Below are 19,217 nucleotides of genomic sequence, written 5' to 3'. Positions count from 1 at the left end.
AACAAACCTGCTGCGTGAACTGCACTGGAGCCCGACCGCCCTCGGCATCGTTATGGGCGCCGGCGGAGTCGGCGGCATCCTCGGCGCCCTCGTCTGGCAGCCCCTGGAGCGGCGCTGGGGTCCCGGCAAGGTGATGCTCGGCGCGCTCGCTCTCAACCCACTCGCCCAGATTCCCCTGGTCCTCGCTAGCCCCGGACTCGGCGGGCAGATCGCCATCGGCACCGGCATGGTCATCCAAACCGGTGCCGCGGTGTGCCACGGCGGACTCCAGCGCGCCGTCCGCCAGGAACTCGCCCCCGACCATCTCCAAGGACGGGCTCAAGCCACCGGAGCCTGGCTCGCCTTCAGCCTGCGCCCGTTCGCCGCGCTCGCCGCCGGCGCGCTGGGCACCCTGCTCGGGTTGCGCCCCACTCTCACGCTCATCACCGCGGCCCTGGTCGTCCCGTTCCTTGTGCTTTGGAACTCGCCGGTTCGCGCTCTCGGCCCCGCCGCCCCCGTCTCCCTGATCCCGACCGAGGAGCCCGCCAGCCCATGACGATCACCAACCCGGCCGAGTACTGGGATCCGCTGTGGGCATCGGGGCGCCGCTACCGCGGCCTCGGGCCGGAGGAGCAGCAGCTGACCCGCCACTTTCTCGGCGCCGGCCACGGCCGGCCTGCGCTCGACATCGGCTGCGGCGACGGGGCTCTCGCCCGGTACCTGCACGCCGACCTGGGATACCGCACCACGGCGATCGACTGTTCCTCCGCCGCTCTGAAGATCGCGCAGGCCGAGCAGGACATGACCGACGGTCCGGTCTTCCAGCAGCTGGACATCGAGACCGACGAAAGCAGCGTGCTTCCCGACGCCGGCTACGCCGTCATCACCTGCCGCCTGGTATTCGCCTTCATCAAGGACAAGCCCGCCTTCCTTGACCGTATCCGATGCCTCCTCCCGCCCGGCGGAACGATTTGGGTGGTCACCCCGCTTGCTGAACGACTCCCGGAGGAGCGGAAGTCGATCGGAATCACCGGTCAGCAGGCGGAACTGCTGACCGCGCCCTGGTCATCGGTGAAGAGCGAAGACCTGGACTCGATGCGCTGCTACGCCCTGCGCCCCTGACCCGCCACGATCCAAAGCCTCACCCCCGACGAGGCCCAACGGTGCCCAGCGCCCTAGCTCTACGCCTCTTCCTCCAGCCCTGCCTGAGGTGATCGATGTTCTCACTGCCCGACGACGCCACCGCCCAGCGCATGCGTAGCGCCAGGGGCTTTGCGTGCACCGCTCTCACTCTGACCGACGTCGCCGAGCATCCCGTCTGGGGCTACGCCGGCCGGACCCTTTCCGGTGCCGTATCCAGCGCACAGGGCACTGGCTGGCTCCGTGTCGTCGCTGAGCGCCCCGGCAAGGCGCACGGGAAGCTCTGGGACGGCCCCAAAACCGCCCATGAGCTGCTTCCTCCCGAGATCCCCCGCCCCGTCCTCCACCACGTCCACGACTGGCAGGCCGCCGGCTGGGCGTACCGCGCGGAGCTGTATCAGCACGCGGACGCCACCGTCATCTCCCACTCACCGGTCCTCGAACACGATCCGGCCCTCCCTGCGGCATGGTGGGCGCAACTGCGGACGTCGCTCGACTCCCTTGCAGGAGTCCTCACCGAACGCATCGCCGTACGCGAGGAGTACATCCGCCGAGCCGTCCCCGAATACACCGGCTGTGACGTGGGGCAGATCGAGTGGTCCACCGCTCACGGCGACTTCCACTGGTCAAATCTCGGCGGACCCGGCCTCACCATCCTCGACTGGGAAGGCTGGGGGCAAGCCCCGGTCGGCTTCGACGCCGCCCAGCTCTACCTCTACTCCCTCCACACCCCCGCCACGGCCGCCCGCGTACGCCAGACGTTCGCCGACATCCTCGACGCCCCGGGCACACGGGTGGCAGAACTGACCGTCTGCGCCCAGGTACTCCAGGCCGCCGATCGCACGCCGTTCTACAAGGAGCTGACGGGCCCGGTGAAGGAGTACCTGGACGCGACATACGTGAGGACGAGGTGATAGCTACGGATCAGCGAGCAACCGACGACCAGCCCACACCTCTCAAGCCGGCCGACTCAGGCTGGTAGTGCCCGCAGGTGGGCCAACAGGCCCTCCGTATCCGTCAGATCCGGAACGACAAGGTCGGCGCCAGCGGCACGAAGGTCCGCCACCGAGTGGACACCGGAGGCGACAGCGATACAGTGCGCCTTCGCGTCATGCGCAGCACGGACATCGCGAGGCGTGTCTCCGATCAGCACGGTCGGCGTCGTCATCGTCATGCCATAGGCGGCGTGCATTCGGGCCCGGGCAGCGTCGACGAGACGGGCCCGGTCCTCGCTGTCCTCGCCGTACCCACCCACGGACATGTCGAGCAGGCCGTCGAGGCCGAAAGCCCCCAGCTTGACACGCGCGTTCGCGGCGATGTTGCCAGTGAGGACCGAGGAACAGATTTCGGCATCTGCCGCGAGCGCCTTCAACGCCTTCTCGACGCCAGGCAGAACCCGGCCCCGTCGCCGCAGATCCTCTTCGCGGCCACGCCCGGCTTCTTCCAGCGCTCGCTGCGCCGACTCCCATCCGGGAACCGGCAGGCCGTGCCGGACGAACATCTCGCGCATGATCGCCCGGTCCGTGCGACCTTCCGTCGGCGCAGGCAGGTTGGCGTCCCGCCCCGCGAGGGCCTTGAAGGCGCTGGCGTAGATCTCTTTGCTCACGCCGGCGTTGTCTACGAGGGTGTGGTCCACGTCCCAGAGCACAATGAGCTGCACGTGCCCAGGGTATGCAGCGTGAACTGCCTGTTAATAGTGCCCTCTCGGGACGTCCTGGCGTCCCGCAAGATCTTGCCGCGTCCCATGACGTCCTGCGAAGATGCGAACGTGAACGAGCGGTTGCGTACGGTGATGATCCAGCGGAAGGTGTCCCCGGAGGACCTCGCGGCTGCGTGCCAAGTCGATCCCAAGACGGTCGAGCGCTGGATCAGCCTGGGTCGGCAGCCGCACCGCAAGCACCGCTGGGCGGCGGCACAGACCCTCGGCGTAGACGAGTCGTATCTGTGGCCACCGGAGGAGGACGACACCCAAGGACAGCCGACGGAGCAGGCGGAGCTCGTCGCCGCCTTTCCCAACCGCGCGAGCTTCCCGCAGAAGTCCTGGGTCCGCCTCCTGCAGTCCGCGCAGGAACACATCGACGTCCTGGTGTTCAGCGGAACGTTCTTCGCCCAGACCAACCCGCGCGTGGCCGCGATGCTCGCCGAGCGCGCCGACGCTGGCGTCCAGGTCCGCCTCTGCTTCGGCGACCCATCGGGCAAGGCGGTCGCCGTCCGAGACGAGGAAGAAGGAATCGGCGGCACGCTCTCCGCCAAGATCAGGGCCTCGCTCACCTACTACCGCAAGCTGATCGGCACCCCCGGCTGCGAGGTACGCCTCCACGACACGACCCTGTACAACAGCCTCTTCCGCTACGACGACGCGCTCCTCGTCAACCCGCACGTCTGGGGGCAGCCCGCCAGCGCCAACCCTCTGTTCGAACTGCGACGCCTGGGGGACGACGGCTGGTTCGACCACTATGCCGGCAGCTTCGACGCGGTCTGGGAGACTCCAAAACCCTGGTCACCCGAATCCATGTAAGGAGCGCGGCCCGCGATGGGACGTACGGAGTACTGGTACGACGACAACGCACCCAAGCCGAACACGCTGATCCCAGCCTGCAACATGCTCGCCGCCAGGGAGACCGACGGAGCAATTCTCCTGCAGCGCCGCCGCGACACCGGTCAGTACGCGCTCCCCGGAGGAGCCATGGACATCGGAGAATCCCCCACTCAGTGCGCAGTGCGGGAATGCAAGGAGGAGACCGGGGTCGATGTCATCCCCATCGGGCTCCTCGGCGTCTACTCAATCCCAGAGCACGTGGTCGCCTACACCGACGGCGAGATCCGGCAGGCATACGAGGTGACCGTGATCGGACGCCCAGTCGGCGGCGAACCGGCCATCAACGATGAAGCAGACGACGTCCGCTGGGTCCTGCCCGACGATCTGGAGTCATACGACATCCACCCTTCGATGCGCCGGCAGATCGCCCACTACCTGGACGGGACATACGCGCACGTCGACTGAGCTCCGCTCGCGCCCCTACCCTCCGACCGCAGCGAGCCGGACTTCGACCCTGTGCACAGCCGCGCATAGCTCCGGTTCCGCTCGGCGGATGAACCGGCCGACCACGCTGTCGGGGCCATACCGGCCGAGGATCTCTGACAGGCGGGCATCGACCGTGGTCGGCTCGCCGTCCGGTGTCGTCGTCATGTCGCAGTAGGCCAGTGCATCCACGAGCGCGGCCTGATCGAGGACGGGAAACTCCGCCTCAAGATCCTCCCTCAGCCCGCGCTCCTCTGCCTCCAGCACGGCACATGAGTGGTTGGCCACCAACCGCACCAATCTCTCATCCGCTGCTGTGCGATCGCGCAGGTATCGGGCGCCGTCGAGAGGATGGAACCCGGTGGCAGCCAGTGCCGGCGTGTAGCCGATGTCGTGCAGCATCGCCGCAGCCCAGAGGAGGTCCACGTCGTCGCCCAGGATTCCCGCCAGGGACTGCGCCCTTGCGGCGACGCCCTGAGAATGTGCCCAGCGCCGCGGCAAGGGCTCGGCAAGAAGGGACCTGGCCAGGTCACGGGCCCAATTAGTGAGATCCATGCTCGGCAGACTATGACGTAAGGCGTGGGGGCTGAGCGGGGATCGGCCGGACGTCCCGGGACGTCTACCGTTCTGCTACCCAGCCGGGCGGATCTCAGGCGGCCAAGGTGACGTAAGCGCCGACCGTGAGGCCCGAGAAGGTGATGAGTTGTCGGGCTGCAAGCACGTGAAGGCGGCGTGCATCCCCATGCCGGCGATACGGGCTACATCGAGGCCGCAGGTGCTGCGGGAAGACAGATTGTCTTCCCGCTCCGCGGGGCGCTCGGTGGCGGTGGAGAGTTCCCCCGCCGGAGCGCCGGGCCGGGCAGCTGGACGTCCGGTGAGCAGGTGGCTGTGGCCAGGCCGGGCCCGATCTCCCAGGCGGTTACACCGGCTGCCCTTCAGTCGGGTGGTCTCCATCCGAGTGAGGTTAGGGTCCTGAGAGGTGGACTGGGGGTAAACACGTCGGCTACGCCTCCTTCAGCGCAGGCGGCTTGACGGCCCGGCCCGGCCCGGACCGCTAGCGCGGGGTGGTCGACGTCCCGGCTGTCGGCGTCCCCCTCGTGGGTCGTCGTGTGGCGCGGATTCGTACTCGGCGGGCAATACCGGGCTGCGCAGCCGCTACTGTGGCGGCTCGCCTGATCTAGCGCCAGATTTGGAGCAGCCTCAGATGAACAGCGCCCCTTTCCGTCTCGTCGTCACGGGCGGCGGAACCGGTGGACACACCTACCCCGCGCTGACCGCTGTGCGTACTCTGCAGGCCCGGCTCGCTGCCGATGGCAGGGCGCTCGAGACTCTGTGGATCGGGACGGCTGACGGCTTGGAGGCACGCGTGGCCCCGGCCGAGGGCATCCCCTTTACCAGCGTGGTGACCGGTAAGATCCGCCGCTCGAAGAACCCGCTGAAGATGGCGTCGCCGGCGAACGTGCGGGATATGGCACGGGTACCGCTCGGGGTGGTGCAGGCTCGGAAGGCGATCGATGGTTTCCGGCCGGATGTGGTGCTGGCGACGGGTGGCTATGTGGCGGTCCCGGCCGGACTGGCGGCGCGGATGTGCCGTCGTCCGCTGGTGTTGCACGAGCAGACGGTCAGGTTGGGGCTGGCGAACCGGAAGCTGGCTGCGTCGGCGGCTCGGATCTGCGTGTCGTCGGAGTCGACGCTGCCACTGCTTTCGGAGTCGGCGCGGCAGGTCGCTGTGGTGACGGGGAACCCGGTGCGGCCCGAAGTGCTGTCTGGACACGCAGACAGGGCCGTACAGACGCTGCAGCTGGGGGGCTTCGACCGGCAGCTGCCGACCGTGTACGTCACTGGCGGCGCGCAGGGTTCGCAGCAGATCAATGAGCTGGTCGGCGAGGTGCTGCCGTGGCTGCTGCGCCAGGCGAACGTGGTGCACCAGTGCGGTCCGGACAATGTCGAGGGACTGCGCGCGCGGGTGGCCGGGCTGCCCGCCGGGCTCGCGGGCCGGTACTACCTGGCTGGCTTTGTCGGCCCGGAGCTGCCGGACGTGCTGGCGCTCGCGGATGTGGTGATCTCACGCAGTGGTGCGGGGTGAAGTTTCCCCGTGATCTCGGACACGTGATCGTTACGCCGCAAGGGCGTGCTGGTGTCGTTGCCTGGTCTCGGCCGGGGTGAGGTAGCCGAAGATTTTGTGCTTGCGCAGACGGCGGCGGTTGTAGAAGGTCTCGATGAAGGTGAAGACCTCGGCGCGGGCGGTCGCCCGGTCGGGCCAGGTCCGGGTGCCGATCTCCTCCTTCAGGAGGGCCCAGAAGCTCTCCGCGGCGGCATTGTCGAAACATGACCCAGTCCGCCCGCAACTCTGCCGGAGTCCCAACTCCTCTATCCGGTAACGGAATTGGGACGAGGTATACTCGCTGCCGCGATCGCTGTGGATCACACATCCCGGCTCCAGGTTCCCCGGCCATGTGCCATGTCCAGGGCGTCGACGACGAGGTCGGCTCGGTGGTGATCGGCCATGGCATAGCCGACGACCTCGCGGGTGGCCAGGTCCAGCCAGCAGGCGAGGTAGAGCCAGCCCTCGGCGGTGGGCAGGTAGGTGATGTCGCCGACCAGCTTGATCCCGGGACGCTCGGCGTGGAAGTCACGGCCGATCAGGTCCGGGGCCGGCTTCGCCTTCGCATCCGGCCGGGTCAGCGAGCGGCGCTTGCGCCGTGTGACGCCGCGTATGTCGCGCTCGCGCATCACGCGGGCGACACGCTTGCGGTTCACCCGCTGCCCCAGGCGTCGCAGTTCAGCGTGAATGCGCGGGACACCGTAGGTATGGCGGGAGGCGATGTGCAGCACCGTGATCTCATGCCCGAGCGCGTCGTTCGCGGCCTCCCGGGCGCGGCGGGCCGCCTCGCCATCACACCACGCGTAGTACGACGAGCGGGCGACCTTCAGCACCCGGCACAGCAGAACGACCGGGTAGTTCGCCTTCTCCGTGTGGATGAACCGGTACAGCTCGCTCACCGGTCGTTCTCCTTCACGAAGAAGGCGGTCGCTTTTTTAGGATCTCGATCGTCTGCTGTTGTTCGCGGACCTCCTTGCGCAGCCGCTTGAGTTCCTCGCGCTCGGCGCTGGTCAGCTCACCGGGCTCGCCCTCGCCCCGGTCCGCCTTGGCCCGGCGGTACCAGCCACGCAGGGACTCCGAGCTGATGCCGAGTTCCCGGGCCACCGCAGTGACCGTCTTGCCCGAGGAGTCGACGAGCGCGATCGCGTCCCGCTTGAACTCCTCGGTGTACCGCTTCGTGTACTTGCTTCCCACCTGGTGCTACTTCCTCTGGAACCTCAGGTCCCAGTCTCCAGGTGTCCACGATCAAGGGGAAGCTTCAGGGGACGCTGGCTGAGCTGACTGCGCTGGGCAAGCCTGCTGTGTTTGTGCCGCTGGCGTCGTCGGCCGGCAACGAGCAGGCGCACAACGCGCGGCATCTGCAGGAGGCCGGGGCAGCGGTCGCGCTCGAAGGTGCGGTGACGGCGGATCAGGTGCGGAACGCGTTGGGCCCGCTCCTGGCTGATGCCCAGCTTCGGTGGGCGATGGCGGACCGGGCCCGTGCGTACGGCCGTCCGGACGCTGCCGACAGGCTCGTGGACGAGGTCCTGTCGGCTGCGTCCGGCCAGCCGGTTACTGGGGCGGCCGGCCGACGTGGAGAGCCGTCCCTGCCTCAATGAGATCGTTTCATCTTGAACTCGCAGGTCGCGGTACCGGTGTGAGCCCGTGATGCCGTCCTCGTGCTGGCAGGCGGAGTGATCGCCGTCGGGTGATCGTCCGTCACCGCTGGACTTCGCAGTTCGCCAGAACGAGCAGGGCCCGTAGCAGCGTGGTGGCGTGGTGGACGTTCATGCGCACCTTGGTCAGAATGCGCCAGCTCTTCAGGTTCGCGAAGCCGTGCTCGACGGCGGCGCGTTCGCGGCTGACCAGCCGGTTCGCCTCCTTCTCGGCGTCGGTGAGGCGGTGGGAGCGGGTCGCCTTACGGCCGGTGATGATGACCGGAGCATCGTCGGGGTTGTCGTCGAGGCCGACGAAGCCGAGGTCGGCCAGGGCGCCGAGGCCGGCCTCGCGTAGATGCCTGGTGATGTGGTCGTGGCGGGCGGCGGTGATCTCGCTGGCCCGGCCAGGGCGGGCGGAAGAGATCCAGACCAGGTTTCCCTTCTCGTCGGTCAGCGCGAGGAAGAGCAGGCCATGGGCCTTGTGTTTCCCGCTGTAGTTCTTGCGGTTGTCCGCCCCGGTGCGGCGGCGGGTGCGCACGAGGGTGCCGTCCAGCAGGACCACCGCACCGCCCCGACGGGCGATCTTCTTCAGGGCGCGGTCCAGACGCGGGGCCCGGGCAGCGAGCAGGTCGAGGACTTCCAGGACCCAGCGGCGGACGGTTGCGGCCGAGACGGAGTTGCCGCCGGCCATGTCGGCCAGGCGCTGATCGTGACGCAGGACGGCCAGCACGACGATCGCCTGCGTGCCCGGAGCGGCCTTGCGCCAGCGCGTGCGCAGCTGCTTGCGGCGCCGGCGTATCAGTCCGCCGACGAGATCGACGGTCCGCTTCGACACAGGAAGCCGGACCTGGTAGACAACACCGGGAGAGCCCTCGGCGGGCGGCTGTTTCTTCACACAAACGCCAACTCCCGCTGGGGGCCCTCGTGTACGGCCGGAACTGGCCGCTCTGCCCCAGTCGGCGATCAGCGCGGCAGGTACCGTCCCGAGCCCGTCCGGGTCAGCCAGCCCCGGTCGGACAGCTTGCGCAACTGGCCGCGGACCGGCTCGACCTTTGCCGGAGTGTTCTCACGGCCCAGCGCGAGCGCAACGTCCTTGGCCATCACCGGCCCCGACGCCTTCGCGACGATCTCCATGATCCGCCGATAGTCCGGCGTGAGCACCTCCACCCCCATGCCTTCCTCGCGGTCCGGGATCAGCCGCATCCCACCCGCCCCGGGCGTCACCTCCGGCTCCGGCTCCGGCTCCGGCTCCGGCTCCACGATGCCCGACGGCCGCCGTCCCCCGTCCGTTGCCTCGGCCCACTGCCCGAACACCACCTCGGCTGCCTCCAACCGGCCCAGCTCGGCGTCAATCTCCGCCAGTTCCTTGCGCAGCAGCTCGGCCCGCTCAGTCAGTCGCATCCGCCGCTCGATCGTCCACGTCAGTACGTCCACCATGCGCCTCCCTCCCTTTGCGGAACCTACGAGACGCCTCGGGCGGACCACCCCAGAACCCGCGAACCGGCCCGTGGCAGACGATCACCTGCTAATGATCACGTCCGAGACCAGCACGAGCGTGTCAATCTCCACCCACACCAGCGGCCCGACCTGCGAGTTCAAGATGAAACGACCTCACTGGGCATGCGATTTTCGACGCGCAGAACGGTGCCACCTCATGACCGGCTCCATCACGTGGCCATGGTCGGCGAGTCCCTCCCCGACGCCGGCCCGTCCGTTTCCCCGCTGACCCCAGCCTGGACAAGAGCGCACCCGTCCCGTCCTGGTGGTCCGAGGCCGTCCGCGCCTGGCTGCCCACTGGACGGCCGACCAGTCGCTGACCGTCCTGAGCCCCGAGTCCCGGCACGGCGAGCGCGCCGACCGCTGGAGGCCCAGGTTGACTGGGAGACCGCCGCCCGTGCCGCTGCGAGCACGACTCTCTTCTGCCCCCGTGGCCTGCGCACCTGCTGGCACAAGGGCGCGGGAGCGGACCGCTGGTCTGGTACACGCTGCCCGCTGGCACGGTCTTCCCGTCGTCGCGGTCCTGCGTCAGGGGAGAGTAGCGGTGAATCGCTTTGTCCCATGTTGTCAGGACGGTGCGGGGCGCAAGGGTTCGCCGGAGTCACAGTCAAGACGGGTCCCGCACAGTAGGTGGGTGGATCTCTCAGGGCCCCGTCAGCCCCAGCCGGTACGGCCATATCGCACACCCAGCGTGATCACCCCCCACGACTAGGTTCGATGTCACAGCAGATGAAATGGCTGTGTTCGCTGTCAATCGCCTCGATGGGATGGCATGGGACATCGGATTCGCCCACGGCAGACGCGAAAGAGCCCCGAAGGACTGGAACCACTCCCGGCAGGCATGTCAACGTACAACCTCCCCGGAAAACACCAAGTCAGAGACGCTTCTAGCGATGCGGATGCTGTCTCGCGCCATGGTCCCTACCAAGGAGGCTCACCTGCCGAAATCCGCACTTCGCTCTCCCCGTTTCCCCGCTCCTCTTCGCGCTCGGCGCCATGAATGCGTGGACCGCTCAGGCGAAGGCCGACTACGCCGCGCTCTCCACGGCCCTGTGCCTCTGCATCTGCAGACTTCTCGGTGAGCGCCTGGTGCAGCGCGGATATCGCCAAGACCTGATGGTGCTTGCATCGCGGCCCACCCCGATACTCACGCGCGTGGCACCGCACAAGCCGTCGGTGCCTCCGAGCGTGTTATGACCCGCAACCTCAGCCGACTCACCGAAGACGGGCTCGTGGTCGTGCTCGTAGACGACGTGCACTCCGCGCTCAGGTCCCACCGACTGGCCTCGTAGCTCTCGGATGCCGGGCGGAATATAGGCCACGATCCCCGGTTACCGAAACCGGGGATCGCGCGGACTATTGAGGCTGTTCGTTCTTGGCTGTGCTTGGCGGTGGAGCCATAGCGGATAGTGCCGCCAGTTTGCCCAATCCTGATCGTTTTGGCGGCGCTTCAAAGACATGCCCCCTGTTCGAGGAGAGTGATTCTTCTGCCGGATCCCATCAAGAAACTTCCGCCGAACTCGAAGGGGAAGGTTCGGTACCAATTTGTTGTGGACGCTGGGATCGACCCCGAAACTGGTAAGCGTAAGCAGTTGAGGCGCACCTTCGACTCGTTGAAGGAAGCCAAGGCTGAGTACGCGAACATAACTAATCGACGGCATGAGGGGTCACTTGTGCCGCCCAACAAGATCACCGTGAATGAGTGGCTCGACCGATGGCTGGCCATGAAGGCGGAGGACCTGGAAGAAACCACCATCTACAGCTACAGGATTACCCTGGACCGAGTTCGGGGGAGGCTCGGCAATATCCGCCTCCAGGACCTAACTGAAGAGCACGTGGAGGAGTGGAGGGATTGGGCGCTGACGCATGGCCGTGTGCGTGGAAAAGGGGCCGGGACGCCACTCAGTGTCACAACTGTGGATATGAGCCTCGCCCGGTTGAAGGAAGCGCTGGGGAGAGCTGTTACGCGGCGATTGGTGTACGTGAATGTCGCAGCGCACGTATCCATTCCTCGAAGGGCGCGCAAGGAAGAGCGTAAGACTAGGGAGGAGGTCCTGCCCTGGAATGTCCAAGAGGTTCAGAGGTTTATCCACGGGATCAGGGGTGATCGCCTATACGCTGCGCTTCTTCTTTCGCTGATGGGGCTTCGTCCGGCCGAGGTCTGCGGCCTCCGGTGGGAGGACGTTGACTTTGAGAATGCCACGATCGTTATTGCGAACACGCGCACAATGATAGGAAATCGGCACGTGGTGGAGAAGGACACCAAGTCCCTTGCGGGTGAGCGGGCGCTGCCGTTGCCGACTCTCGTACTGGGTGCCCTCAAAGCGTTCCGGGCTCTCCAGGCTGAGGAGAGGCTCGCGCTGGGGGAGGCGTACACAGATTCTGGCTACGTGCTGGTGCACGAGGCGGGCGATGCCTTCACGATCAAGCAACTCCGCCGGCGCGCGTACAGGCTCATGGAACTTCTCGGGCTCCGTCGCGTCAGGCTCTACGATGCGCGCTCGTCGTGCCTCACCTTCCTGGCCAACAACGGTGTCCCGGATCACATCCTCGCGCGATGGGCCGGGCATACAAATATCCAGACGACCAAGCGGTGGTACGTCAAGCCGGACGTAGAGGATCTTCGTGGAGCCGCCACGACTTGGGATGACATGCACGGGTTCGGTGGAGAGGGGGCGTGACGAAGGGGGAAGAGTTGATCCTAGGACTGGGCAAAGGGCAGGCGCCGGGAGGGCCCACTGGCGCTGCAGAGAATATGTACCTGGGCTCTCGCCGGCAGGACCGGCAGCGCCGGAGCGGGACAAGGCCCGCTAACCCACCCCGGCGATGTGACATCTCGTGACAGATGAGAGGCTCAGGCGGGTGAGTGAGACACCACCGAACACCCTGCAATACCGCTTTGACGGGCCAGAAGACGCTCCGGTCCTGATCTTGGGTCCCTCACTGGGTACCACATGGCACATGTGGGACCGGCAGGTCCCCGAGCTGATGAAGCAGTGGCGCGTCTTCCGGTACGACCTGCCCGGACACGGCGGCGCCCCCGCCTACCCCGCCGGTTCCGTCACCGACCTCACCGCCCGGCTGCTCACCACCCTCGACAGCCTGGGCGTGCACCGCTTCGGCTACGCGGGCTGCGCCCTCGGCGGCGCGGTCGGCGTCGAGCTGGCCCTGCGCCACCCGGAGCGGCTCGCCTCGCTCGCGCTGATCGCCGCCTCGCCCCGCTTCGGCACCCCCGACGAGTTCCGCCAGCGCGGCGTGATCGTCCGGACGAACGGGCTCGACCCGATCGCCCGCACCGCGCCGGACCGCTGGTTCACCGCCGGGTTCGCCGCCGCCCAGCCCGCGATCACCGAGTGGGCCGTGCAGATGGTGCGCACCACCGACCCCGGCTGCTACATCGCCGACTGCGAGGCGCTCGCCACCTTCGACGTACGGCACGAACTCGGTCGCGTCGGCGTGCCCACCCTGGTCCTGGTCGGCTCGGAGGACCAGGTCACCGGCCCCGCCGAGGCCCGCACGCTGGTCGCCGGGATACCCGACGCCCGCCTCGCCGTCGTACCCGGCGCCTCCCACCTGGTCCCCGTCGAGCAGCCCGCCGCCGTCACGGACCTGCTGGTCATGCACTTCTCCACCGCCTGGCAGCCCGCGTTCGACGCCACCGGTCAGATGGCCATCGCGGCCGCCCCGGTCAAGCCGGTCCTCGCCGCGCCGCCGCCCCCGCAGGCCACGCCCGTCGCCGAGATCGCCCCGGCCGCCGTGGACCCGCAGGCGGACGGGCGGCCGGATCCGTACGACGCCGGGATCAAGGTGCGGCGCGAGGTGCTCGGCGACGCGCATGTGGACCGGGCGCTGGCGCAGGCCGACGAGTTCTCCGGGGACTTCCAGGAATTCGTCACCCGCTACGCCTGGGGCGAGATCTGGAACCGTCCGGGCCTGGACCGCCGTACCCGAAGCTGCATCACCCTCACCGCCCTGATCGCGGGCGGCCACCTGGACGAACTCGCCTTCCACACCCGAGCCGCCCTGCGCAACGGCCTCACCCCGGCCGAGATCAAGGAAGTGTTGCTCCACGCGGCCGTCTACTGCGGTGTACCGGCGGCGAACAGCGCGTTCAGGGTCGCCCAGCAGGTCATAAGAGAGGAGACGACACCTCAGGAGTAGGCCCCCACCACACACGCCCGGGCAGGATGGACCCATGAAGCTCACGAAGAAGTCGCACGCCTGTGTCCGTCTGGAGAAGGACGGCCGGACGCTCGTCCTCGACCCGGGCGGGTTCAGCGAGACGGACGCCGCGGTCGGCGCCGAGGCGATCCTCGTCACCCACGAGCACGCCGACCACTTCAACGAGGAACGGCTGCGGGCCGCCCTGGAGGCCAACCCGGACGCCGGGATCTGGACGCTGAGGTCCGTCGCGGAGAAGATCTCGACGGCATTCCCGGGCCGTGTGCACACCGTCGGCCACGGCGACACGTTCACCGCCGCGGGCTTCGACGTCCAGGTGCACGGCGAACTGCACGCCGTGATCCACCCGGACATCCCGCGCATCACCAACGTCGGCTACCTGATCGACGGCCGCGTCTTCCACCCCGGCGACGCCCTCACCGTGCCCGACCAACCGGTGGAGACGCTGATGCTGCCGGTGATGGCGCCGTGGAGCAAGATCTCCGAGGTCATCGACTACGTCCGCGAGGTGAAGCCGCAGCGGGCGTACGACATCCACGACGCCCTCCTCACCGACCTCGCCCGCCCGATCTACGACAACCAGATCGGCGCCCTGGGCGGCTCCCGGCACCTGCGGCTGACGCCGGGGGAGTCCGCGGAGCTGTGACGGACCACGGGCGGGACGCGTTGTCGGACCCGCCCGGTAGGTTGTGAGGCATGCGCATCGCGACCTGGAACGTCAACTCGATCACCGCCCGTCTGCCCCGGCTGCTGGCCTGGCTGGAGAACAGCAACACCGACGTGCTGTGCCTGCAGGAGGCCAAGGTCGCCGAGGAGCAGTTCCCGTTCGACCAACTGCGCGACCTGGGCTACGAGGCCGCGGTGCACGCCACCGGCCGGTGGAACGGCGTGGCGGTGCTCTCCCGGCTCGGCATCGCGGACGTCGTCAAGGGCCTGCCCGGCGACACCGGCTACGACGGCTCGGTGGAACCCCGCGCCATCTCCGCGACCTGCGGCCCGATCCGCGTCTGGTCGGTGTACGTGCCGAACGGACGTGAGGTCGATCACGCCCACTACGCGTACAAGCTCCAGTGGCTGGAGGCGCTGAAGGCGGCCGTCACCGGTGACGCGGGCGGCACCCGCCCGTTCGCGGTGCTCGGCGACTTCAACGTCGCGCCGACCGACGACGACGTCTACGACGTGGCCGCCTTCGAGGGCCTCACCCACGTCACGCCCGCCGAGCGTGCCGCGCTGACCTCGCTGCGCGAGACAGGCCTGTCGGACGTGGTCCCGCGCCCGCTGAAGTACGACCACCCGTTCACGTACTGGGACTACCGCCAGCTCTGCTTCCCCAGGAACCGCGGCATGCGGATCGACCTGGTCTACGGCAACAAGCCGTTCGCCAACGCGGTCAAGGACGCCTACGTCGACCGCGAGGAGCGCAAGGGCAAGGGAGCCTCGGACCACGCGCCGGTGGTGGTGGACCTGGAGGTCTAGAACCCCGGCAACCCCGGCAACCCGGGCCGACTCACAGCAGCGTCAGATCCACCGACTCCGCCAGCGCCGCCAACCCGGCGTCCCCCGGATGCAGATGGTCGCCGCTGTCGTACGCCGGGAGCATCCGCGTCGGCCGCGCCGGATCCCGTACCGCCGCGTCGAAGTCGAGCACCCCGTCGAACACGTCGTTCTGCCGGATCCACGCGTTGACGGCGGTCCGCTCGGTGTCCACGGCGGCCGTGCAGCGGGGCTCGCCGCCGCACGGCAGCAGGGTCGCCACCAGCACCCGCAGCCCGCGCGCGTGCGCCCGGTCGGCGATCTCCTCAAGACCGGCGGTCAGCTGCCGCGCGCTCCTGCCCACCCGCAGGTCGTTGATGCCCTCGAACACGACCGCCGTACGCACCGAGGCCTGCGCGTGCACATCCCGGTCGAGCCGGTGCAGCGCGCTCACCCCGGACGCGTCCGCGGAGACCCCGTCCCCGGGATAGCGGTCGCTGATCACGTTGTTGCCCGCGATGCCCTGGTTCAGCACCCCGTAGTGCGGCACCGCGCTCTGCGCCAGCAACCGCCCGGCCAGCACGTCCGGCCAGCGCCGGTTGGCGTCCACCGTGGACTTTTCGCCGTCGGTGATCGAGTCGCCGAGCAGCACGACCGACCCCGGCCCGCCTGCCACCTCCACACCGGTCAGCAGCGGCCAGCTGGTCAGCACGGTGGGGTACGCCGTCGCCGCGCCGTCGGCCGTGTGGTCGCCCGGCCCGCTGAGATACGAGCGCTGCTGCGCGAGCCGGTGCACCGGCGCCGCCGCGACCGGGCCGGGCAGGTGGAAGCTGACCAGCAGATTGGCACCCGCGGGCACGTCGAAGGCGAGCGGATCGCTGTACGCCTGGGCCCCCGCCGGGATCTCCACGCCCCGCGCCCCGCCGAAGCTCAGCCGCACCGGCGTGCCCTCGGCCGCCGCGCCCGTGTCCTGCACGGCCACCGTCGCGCCACCGATGCGTACCGGCGCCGCCGCGAACGTGTTGTCGAACCGCAGCCGCACCCGGGGCCCGCCCGCCGAGGTGTGCACCACCAGCCGCAGCGTCCGGTCGGTCCACGGGCCCACGGCCGGATGCCCGGACGTCGCCGTCGCCCAGCTGCCCGTCCAGCCGGCCGTGGCGGCACGTACCGACAGGGCGAAGACATGCAGGTCAGGGGCGAGGGGCAGCTGCACCGAGGCGACGGTCCGCCCCGCGTCGACCGGCACGGTCACGACGTACAGCCGCGCCTTCTCGGCGAGTTGACCGCCGGGCGTGTTGACATGCGGCAGCGCCACCGCCTTGGTGGCGAGCGGGCCGCGCCGCCAGTCGGGCGCGGTGAGGACGTACGGGGAGAGGGCGCCGTCGGCGTACGAGACCGTGCCGGAGGCGGTGAGGTCGGCGCCGGACGTGCTCGCGACCAGGAAGGCGAGCGCGTCGCCCCGGCCGTGCAGCGCCACGCTCTGGCCGTCGGCGCGCACGTTGTCCGGCTCGCCCACGGCCCGGTCCGGCCAGGTCAGCGTGGCGCCCTGCACGGTGAGCGCGCGGCCGGGCGTCCAGCCGGCGGCCACCAGGTCCTGGGCGGACAGGGAGGCGCCCACGCCGTCGAAGTCGGCCTCGGCGGGGCTGGTGTCGTCGCTGACGGCGGTGTTGTCGAAGAGCCGCTCCAGCGGCAGCGGCGCCGCCGTCCCGTCGTGGGTGGCCTGTGCGGAGGCCGTGGGCAGCACGGACGCGATCAGCACGAGGACGACCACGAACCCCCGGACACCTCGGCGCACCAACCGGACCTCCTGCTTTCCTGACTTTCCTGCGGCAAAGCGATGATCGTGAAGCTAGGGAGGCGGCCCGGGGCTGGTCAACGAACCCTACGCGAACGCGGCGTGAAACCGCCCGGACGACCGGACGTGACCGTCCGCGCGCCTGTGGTGCGCACGCCGGTGCGAATGACAGGCTGGACGTATGAACATCCCTTTCCTGGGCCACCGAGGCCAGAAGCCCGGAGTCTTCGACCCCGAGGGCATCGCCGAGCTCCTGGCCGAGTGCGAGCTGCTCCGTTCCCAGGCGGGCCGGGCGGGCGTCCAACTCGACGACAGCGTGGCCTCGTTGGAGGCGCTCGACCAGCTGCTGCCGCGCTGGCGGGACGACGAGGAGATTCTGCCCTGGCTGGGCAATGACGCCGGTCTGTACCTGGGTACGGTGATCGTGCGCACGGTGCCCGGCGCGGCCTGGGAGATCGGGCCGGACGGCCGGCCGGTGGTGCGGCTGGCGTCCGGCCGTGAGTTCGACGTCGTGGCCTCCGGTCAGGAGTGGGCGGCGAGCGGGGTGCCCGAGCTGTCGCAGCTGTACGCGGAAGTCGCCGAGCACTGATACGTGTTCGCGTCCGGCGGACCTCGACTACGATGTGCCGTTCAGCCCTGTGATGGGTCCCCCCACGGCCGTCCGGCCGTAGGGGGCGGCAGTACCCCGAGCCAGGCCCGTCCGGTGGCGGCCGCAGATCACTGCTCGCGCAGCGGAATCGACACGTACGACGGGTCGTTCGCCGGTGAGGAGAAGGTCAGCCGCGCGCCGGACGGGTTGTGCTCGATGTAGAGCGGGTCGACGGTGTCGACGACCAGGGCGAGCCGATGCCCTGCCGGGACGTCGTAGGCCGTGGAGAACAGCTCCAGGTCGACGCCGAACGGCTGTCCTGGCGTACGCCCGTGGAACGTGTAGGGCGCGTTGCTGACCAGCTTGCCGAGGCCGAGTGGGCCCACGTCGTAGAGGTAGGCGACGAGGGTTCCGCTCGCCTTCGTCGGGGTGAGGGTCGTGTGCAGCTTCGCGGTGCCGCGCACCTGCTGGGTCGCCGTGTACCTCTCCGACTGCCATACAGCGGCCCAGCGGCGCGGCAGCAGGGGGATCGAGGCCGTCGGGGGCAGCTGGGCGACCTGGTCGAGGATGCTGGATAGGAGGATGACCCCGCCGTCGGCCCCCGAGTTGACGTTCGCGCGGATCGTGGTCGAGCCCGCGAGGTCGATCTTCCGGCTGGTCGCGGCGACCGACTTCCAGTCGGGGTAGCCCTCGTAGCCGCCGCCCGTGCGGGACTTGAGGCGGACCGGCTGCTCGCGGTCGATGCCGTTGTCCTCGCCCTTGAGGTAGTGGTCGAACCAGCGCTCGGTGCCTGTCCACACGTCGTTGGGCAGGCCCAGCAGCCCGGTCGCCTCGGCGGTCGCGTGGTCCCCGGGGCGCAGTTCGAGTCTCTTCGGGACGGTCAGCTTCTCGTAGAAGTCCGCGTACTGGTTGGGCGGGAAGATCGTGTCGCCCCAGGCGTTGGCGAGCAGGAGTGCGGTGCCGTTGTCGTTGATCCGGTCGACGTAGGCGGCGGGGGAACGTTTCTTCCCCCAGGCGATGAGCTCCGGCTCCTTCTCCAGGTTGGAGGCGAAGAAGTCCTTGAACACCTGCTGGAGTTCTGGGCTGGGCCGCCCGGTGATGTGGCCCGCGCCCTGCAACAGGGCCGCGGCCTGGGAGTGCTGGGTGCGGCCCGAGTAGATCGAGTCGATCAGGTCGGCCCAGCCGCTGAGCGCGGCGACGGCCCTGACCCGCTTGTCGTGCGCGGCGGCGAGCAGGCTGATGCCGGCTCCGTACGAGACCCCCGCCATGCCGATGCGCTCGGCGTCGGAGGGGGTGTTGGCGAGCGCCCAGTCGATGACCCGGGACGCGTCGGCCATGTCGGGTGGCCCGGCGACTTCTATGTAACCGCCGGACTGCCAGAAGCCGCGGGTGTTGTAAGTGACCACGACATAGCCGGAGTCGGCGAGCTTCTGGGCCTGTGCGAGGTACTCGATCTGGGGCGTGGCCCAGCTCGTGGGCAGCACGAGCAGCGGGTAGCGGCGGCCGGCGTCGGCGCCCGCGGGCGTGACGACGTTCGCCTTGAGGATCGTGCCGCTGTCGCCGGTGATGTCGACGAAACGGACGGGGTGGGGGGCCGCCTGGGCGGCGGGGGCGAGCCCGAGGGCGCTACCGGCGACCAGAGTCGCGGAGACGGCGCCCACGGCGGTCGTGCGCAGGGCCTTGCGATGGAGTCCCACGGGTCACTCCTCACTCGTTTCAGTGCAAAGTGACCCGACGGTAACCGCGGCGTCTTACCGGGGGTAACCCGTCGGTAAGTTACGTGAAAGTAACAATCATTG

General features: G+C 69.0%; 19 protein-coding genes and 2 pseudogenes. 12 read left to right on the top strand and 9 right to left on the bottom strand.

Going from position 1 to position 19,217, the window contains the following annotated elements; genetic code table 11:
• Window positions 1–52 precede the first annotated feature (52 nt).
• From HJD23_RS06140 to HJD23_RS06130, 3 genes are all read left to right on the top strand, one after another.
• Window positions 53–535, top strand: coding sequence for a hypothetical protein (locus tag HJD23_RS06140; protein WP_180686813.1), 483 nt, complete (start codon window positions 53–55; stop codon window positions 533–535).
• The gene (locus HJD23_RS06135; protein WP_171117039.1) at window positions 532–1,101 is read left to right on the top strand and encodes a class I SAM-dependent methyltransferase; all 570 of its coding nucleotides are present in this window, start codon (window positions 532–534) and stop codon (window positions 1,099–1,101) included. The genes HJD23_RS06140 and HJD23_RS06135 overlap by 4 nt, the downstream gene beginning before the upstream one ends.
• A gap of 95 nt (window positions 1,102–1,196) precedes the next feature.
• Entirely contained in the window at window positions 1,197–2,033 is an 837-nt protein-coding gene (locus HJD23_RS06130; RefSeq protein ID WP_171117037.1) for a hypothetical protein, read from the top strand.
• Between the two features lie 56 nt (window positions 2,034–2,089).
• Here the strand turns inward: HJD23_RS06130 and HJD23_RS06125 are convergent, their stop codons facing one another.
• Window positions 2,090–2,779 carry an HAD hydrolase-like protein gene (locus HJD23_RS06125; protein ID WP_171117035.1) on the bottom strand — a complete coding sequence of 230 codons (690 nt, stop codon included), beginning with the start codon at window positions 2,777–2,779 and terminating at the stop codon, window positions 2,090–2,092.
• 108 nt (window positions 2,780–2,887) lie between these two features.
• Between HJD23_RS06125 and HJD23_RS06120 the strand changes: the two genes are divergently transcribed.
• The gene (locus HJD23_RS06120; RefSeq protein WP_171117034.1) at window positions 2,888–3,637 is read left to right on the top strand and encodes an XRE family transcriptional regulator; all 750 of its coding nucleotides are present in this window, start codon (window positions 2,888–2,890) and stop codon (window positions 3,635–3,637) included.
• A gap of 15 nt (window positions 3,638–3,652) precedes the next feature.
• On the top strand, window positions 3,653–4,123 hold the full coding sequence (locus tag HJD23_RS06115; RefSeq protein WP_171117032.1) for an NUDIX domain-containing protein: 471 nt from the start codon (window positions 3,653–3,655) through the stop codon (window positions 4,121–4,123).
• 15 nt (window positions 4,124–4,138) lie between these two features.
• Here the strand turns inward: HJD23_RS06115 and HJD23_RS06110 are convergent, their stop codons facing one another.
• On the bottom strand, window positions 4,139–4,696 hold the full coding sequence (locus HJD23_RS06110; RefSeq protein WP_171117030.1) for an HD domain-containing protein: 558 nt from the start codon (window positions 4,694–4,696) through the stop codon (window positions 4,139–4,141).
• A gap of 649 nt (window positions 4,697–5,345) precedes the next feature.
• Here HJD23_RS06110 and HJD23_RS06105 point away from each other — a divergent pair.
• Window positions 5,346–6,224 (top strand): annotated as a pseudogene (locus HJD23_RS06105) (glycosyltransferase); the annotation flags it as partial.
• A 33-nt stretch (window positions 6,225–6,257) separates the two neighbouring features.
• Here the strand turns inward: HJD23_RS06105 and HJD23_RS06100 are convergent.
• The 3 genes from HJD23_RS06100 to HJD23_RS06090 are packed head-to-tail and all read right to left on the bottom strand — an operon-like array spanning window position 6,258 to window position 7,439.
• Complete coding sequence (locus tag HJD23_RS06100) at window positions 6,258–6,569, bottom strand: integrase core domain-containing protein (protein ID WP_171133994.1); 312 nt, start codon at window positions 6,567–6,569, stop codon at window positions 6,258–6,260.
• A complete protein-coding gene (locus HJD23_RS06095) occupies window positions 6,566–7,144 on the bottom strand; it encodes an IS3 family transposase (protein ID WP_171133993.1) in 579 nt (192 codons plus the stop codon). The genes HJD23_RS06100 and HJD23_RS06095 overlap by 4 nt, the downstream gene beginning before the upstream one ends.
• A 13-nt stretch (window positions 7,145–7,157) precedes the next feature.
• Window positions 7,158–7,439, bottom strand: a complete 282-nt coding sequence (locus tag HJD23_RS06090) for a transposase (RefSeq protein ID WP_171133957.1) — start codon at window positions 7,437–7,439, stop codon at window positions 7,158–7,160.
• A 68-nt stretch (window positions 7,440–7,507) separates the two neighbouring features.
• On the opposite strand from HJD23_RS06090, the pseudogene HJD23_RS06085 reads away from it, so the two are divergent.
• Window positions 7,508–7,843 (top strand): annotated as a pseudogene (locus tag HJD23_RS06085) (glycosyltransferase); the annotation flags it as partial.
• Between the two features lie 100 nt (window positions 7,844–7,943).
• On the opposite strand, the gene HJD23_RS06080 reads toward HJD23_RS06085, so the two are convergent.
• On the bottom strand, window positions 7,944–8,777 hold the full coding sequence (locus HJD23_RS06080; RefSeq protein ID WP_171109368.1) for a transposase family protein: 834 nt from the start codon (window positions 8,775–8,777) through the stop codon (window positions 7,944–7,946).
• Window positions 8,778–8,845: 68 nt separating this feature from the next.
• Window positions 8,846–9,319, bottom strand: a complete 474-nt coding sequence (locus HJD23_RS06075) for a hypothetical protein (RefSeq protein WP_171109369.1) — start codon at window positions 9,317–9,319, stop codon at window positions 8,846–8,848.
• A gap of 1,538 nt (window positions 9,320–10,857) precedes the next feature.
• On the opposite strand from HJD23_RS06075, the gene HJD23_RS06070 reads away from it, so the two are divergent.
• The 4 genes from HJD23_RS06070 to HJD23_RS06055 all read left to right on the top strand — a co-directional run bounded on the left by HJD23_RS06070 (window position 10,858) and on the right by HJD23_RS06055 (window position 15,037).
• Complete coding sequence (locus HJD23_RS06070) at window positions 10,858–12,060, top strand: tyrosine-type recombinase/integrase (protein ID WP_240980640.1); 1,203 nt, start codon at window positions 10,858–10,860, stop codon at window positions 12,058–12,060.
• Window positions 12,061–12,241: 181 nt separating this feature from the next.
• Complete coding sequence (gene pcaC, locus HJD23_RS06065) at window positions 12,242–13,540, top strand: 4-carboxymuconolactone decarboxylase (protein WP_171109370.1); 1,299 nt, start codon at window positions 12,242–12,244, stop codon at window positions 13,538–13,540.
• 34 nt (window positions 13,541–13,574) lie between these two features.
• Window positions 13,575–14,207: an MBL fold metallo-hydrolase gene (locus HJD23_RS06060; RefSeq protein WP_171109371.1), complete on the top strand. Its 633-nt coding sequence runs from the start codon at window positions 13,575–13,577 to the stop codon at window positions 14,205–14,207.
• A 50-nt stretch (window positions 14,208–14,257) separates the two neighbouring features.
• The gene (locus HJD23_RS06055) at window positions 14,258–15,037 is read left to right on the top strand and encodes an exodeoxyribonuclease III (protein ID WP_171109372.1); all 780 of its coding nucleotides are present in this window, start codon (window positions 14,258–14,260) and stop codon (window positions 15,035–15,037) included.
• A 31-nt stretch (window positions 15,038–15,068) separates the two neighbouring features.
• Here HJD23_RS06055 and HJD23_RS06050 read toward each other — a convergent pair whose 3' ends face one another.
• Complete coding sequence (locus HJD23_RS06050) at window positions 15,069–16,829, bottom strand: SGNH/GDSL hydrolase family protein (RefSeq protein ID WP_171109373.1); 1,761 nt, start codon at window positions 16,827–16,829, stop codon at window positions 15,069–15,071.
• Window positions 16,830–17,010: 181 nt separating this feature from the next.
• Between HJD23_RS06050 and HJD23_RS06045 the strand changes: the two genes are divergently transcribed.
• Window positions 17,011–17,418 carry a DUF6278 family protein gene (locus tag HJD23_RS06045; protein WP_171109374.1) on the top strand — a complete coding sequence of 136 codons (408 nt, stop codon included), beginning with the start codon at window positions 17,011–17,013 and terminating at the stop codon, window positions 17,416–17,418.
• A gap of 128 nt (window positions 17,419–17,546) precedes the next feature.
• On the opposite strand, the gene HJD23_RS06040 is transcribed toward HJD23_RS06045, so the two are convergent.
• The gene (locus tag HJD23_RS06040; protein ID WP_171109375.1) at window positions 17,547–19,115 is read right to left on the bottom strand and encodes an alpha/beta fold hydrolase; all 1,569 of its coding nucleotides are present in this window, start codon (window positions 19,113–19,115) and stop codon (window positions 17,547–17,549) included.
• Between the last annotated feature and the right edge of the window lie 102 nt (window positions 19,116–19,217).

The sequence above is a fragment of the Streptomyces sp. Z423-1 genome, assembly GCF_013009255.1.
In the GTDB taxonomy this organism is placed as follows: Bacteria; Actinomycetota; Actinomycetes; order Streptomycetales; family Streptomycetaceae; genus Streptomyces; species Streptomyces gossypiisoli.
Note: the sequence above shows the minus strand (reverse complement) of the source record. Positions and strands in the feature narration are given on the sequence as shown.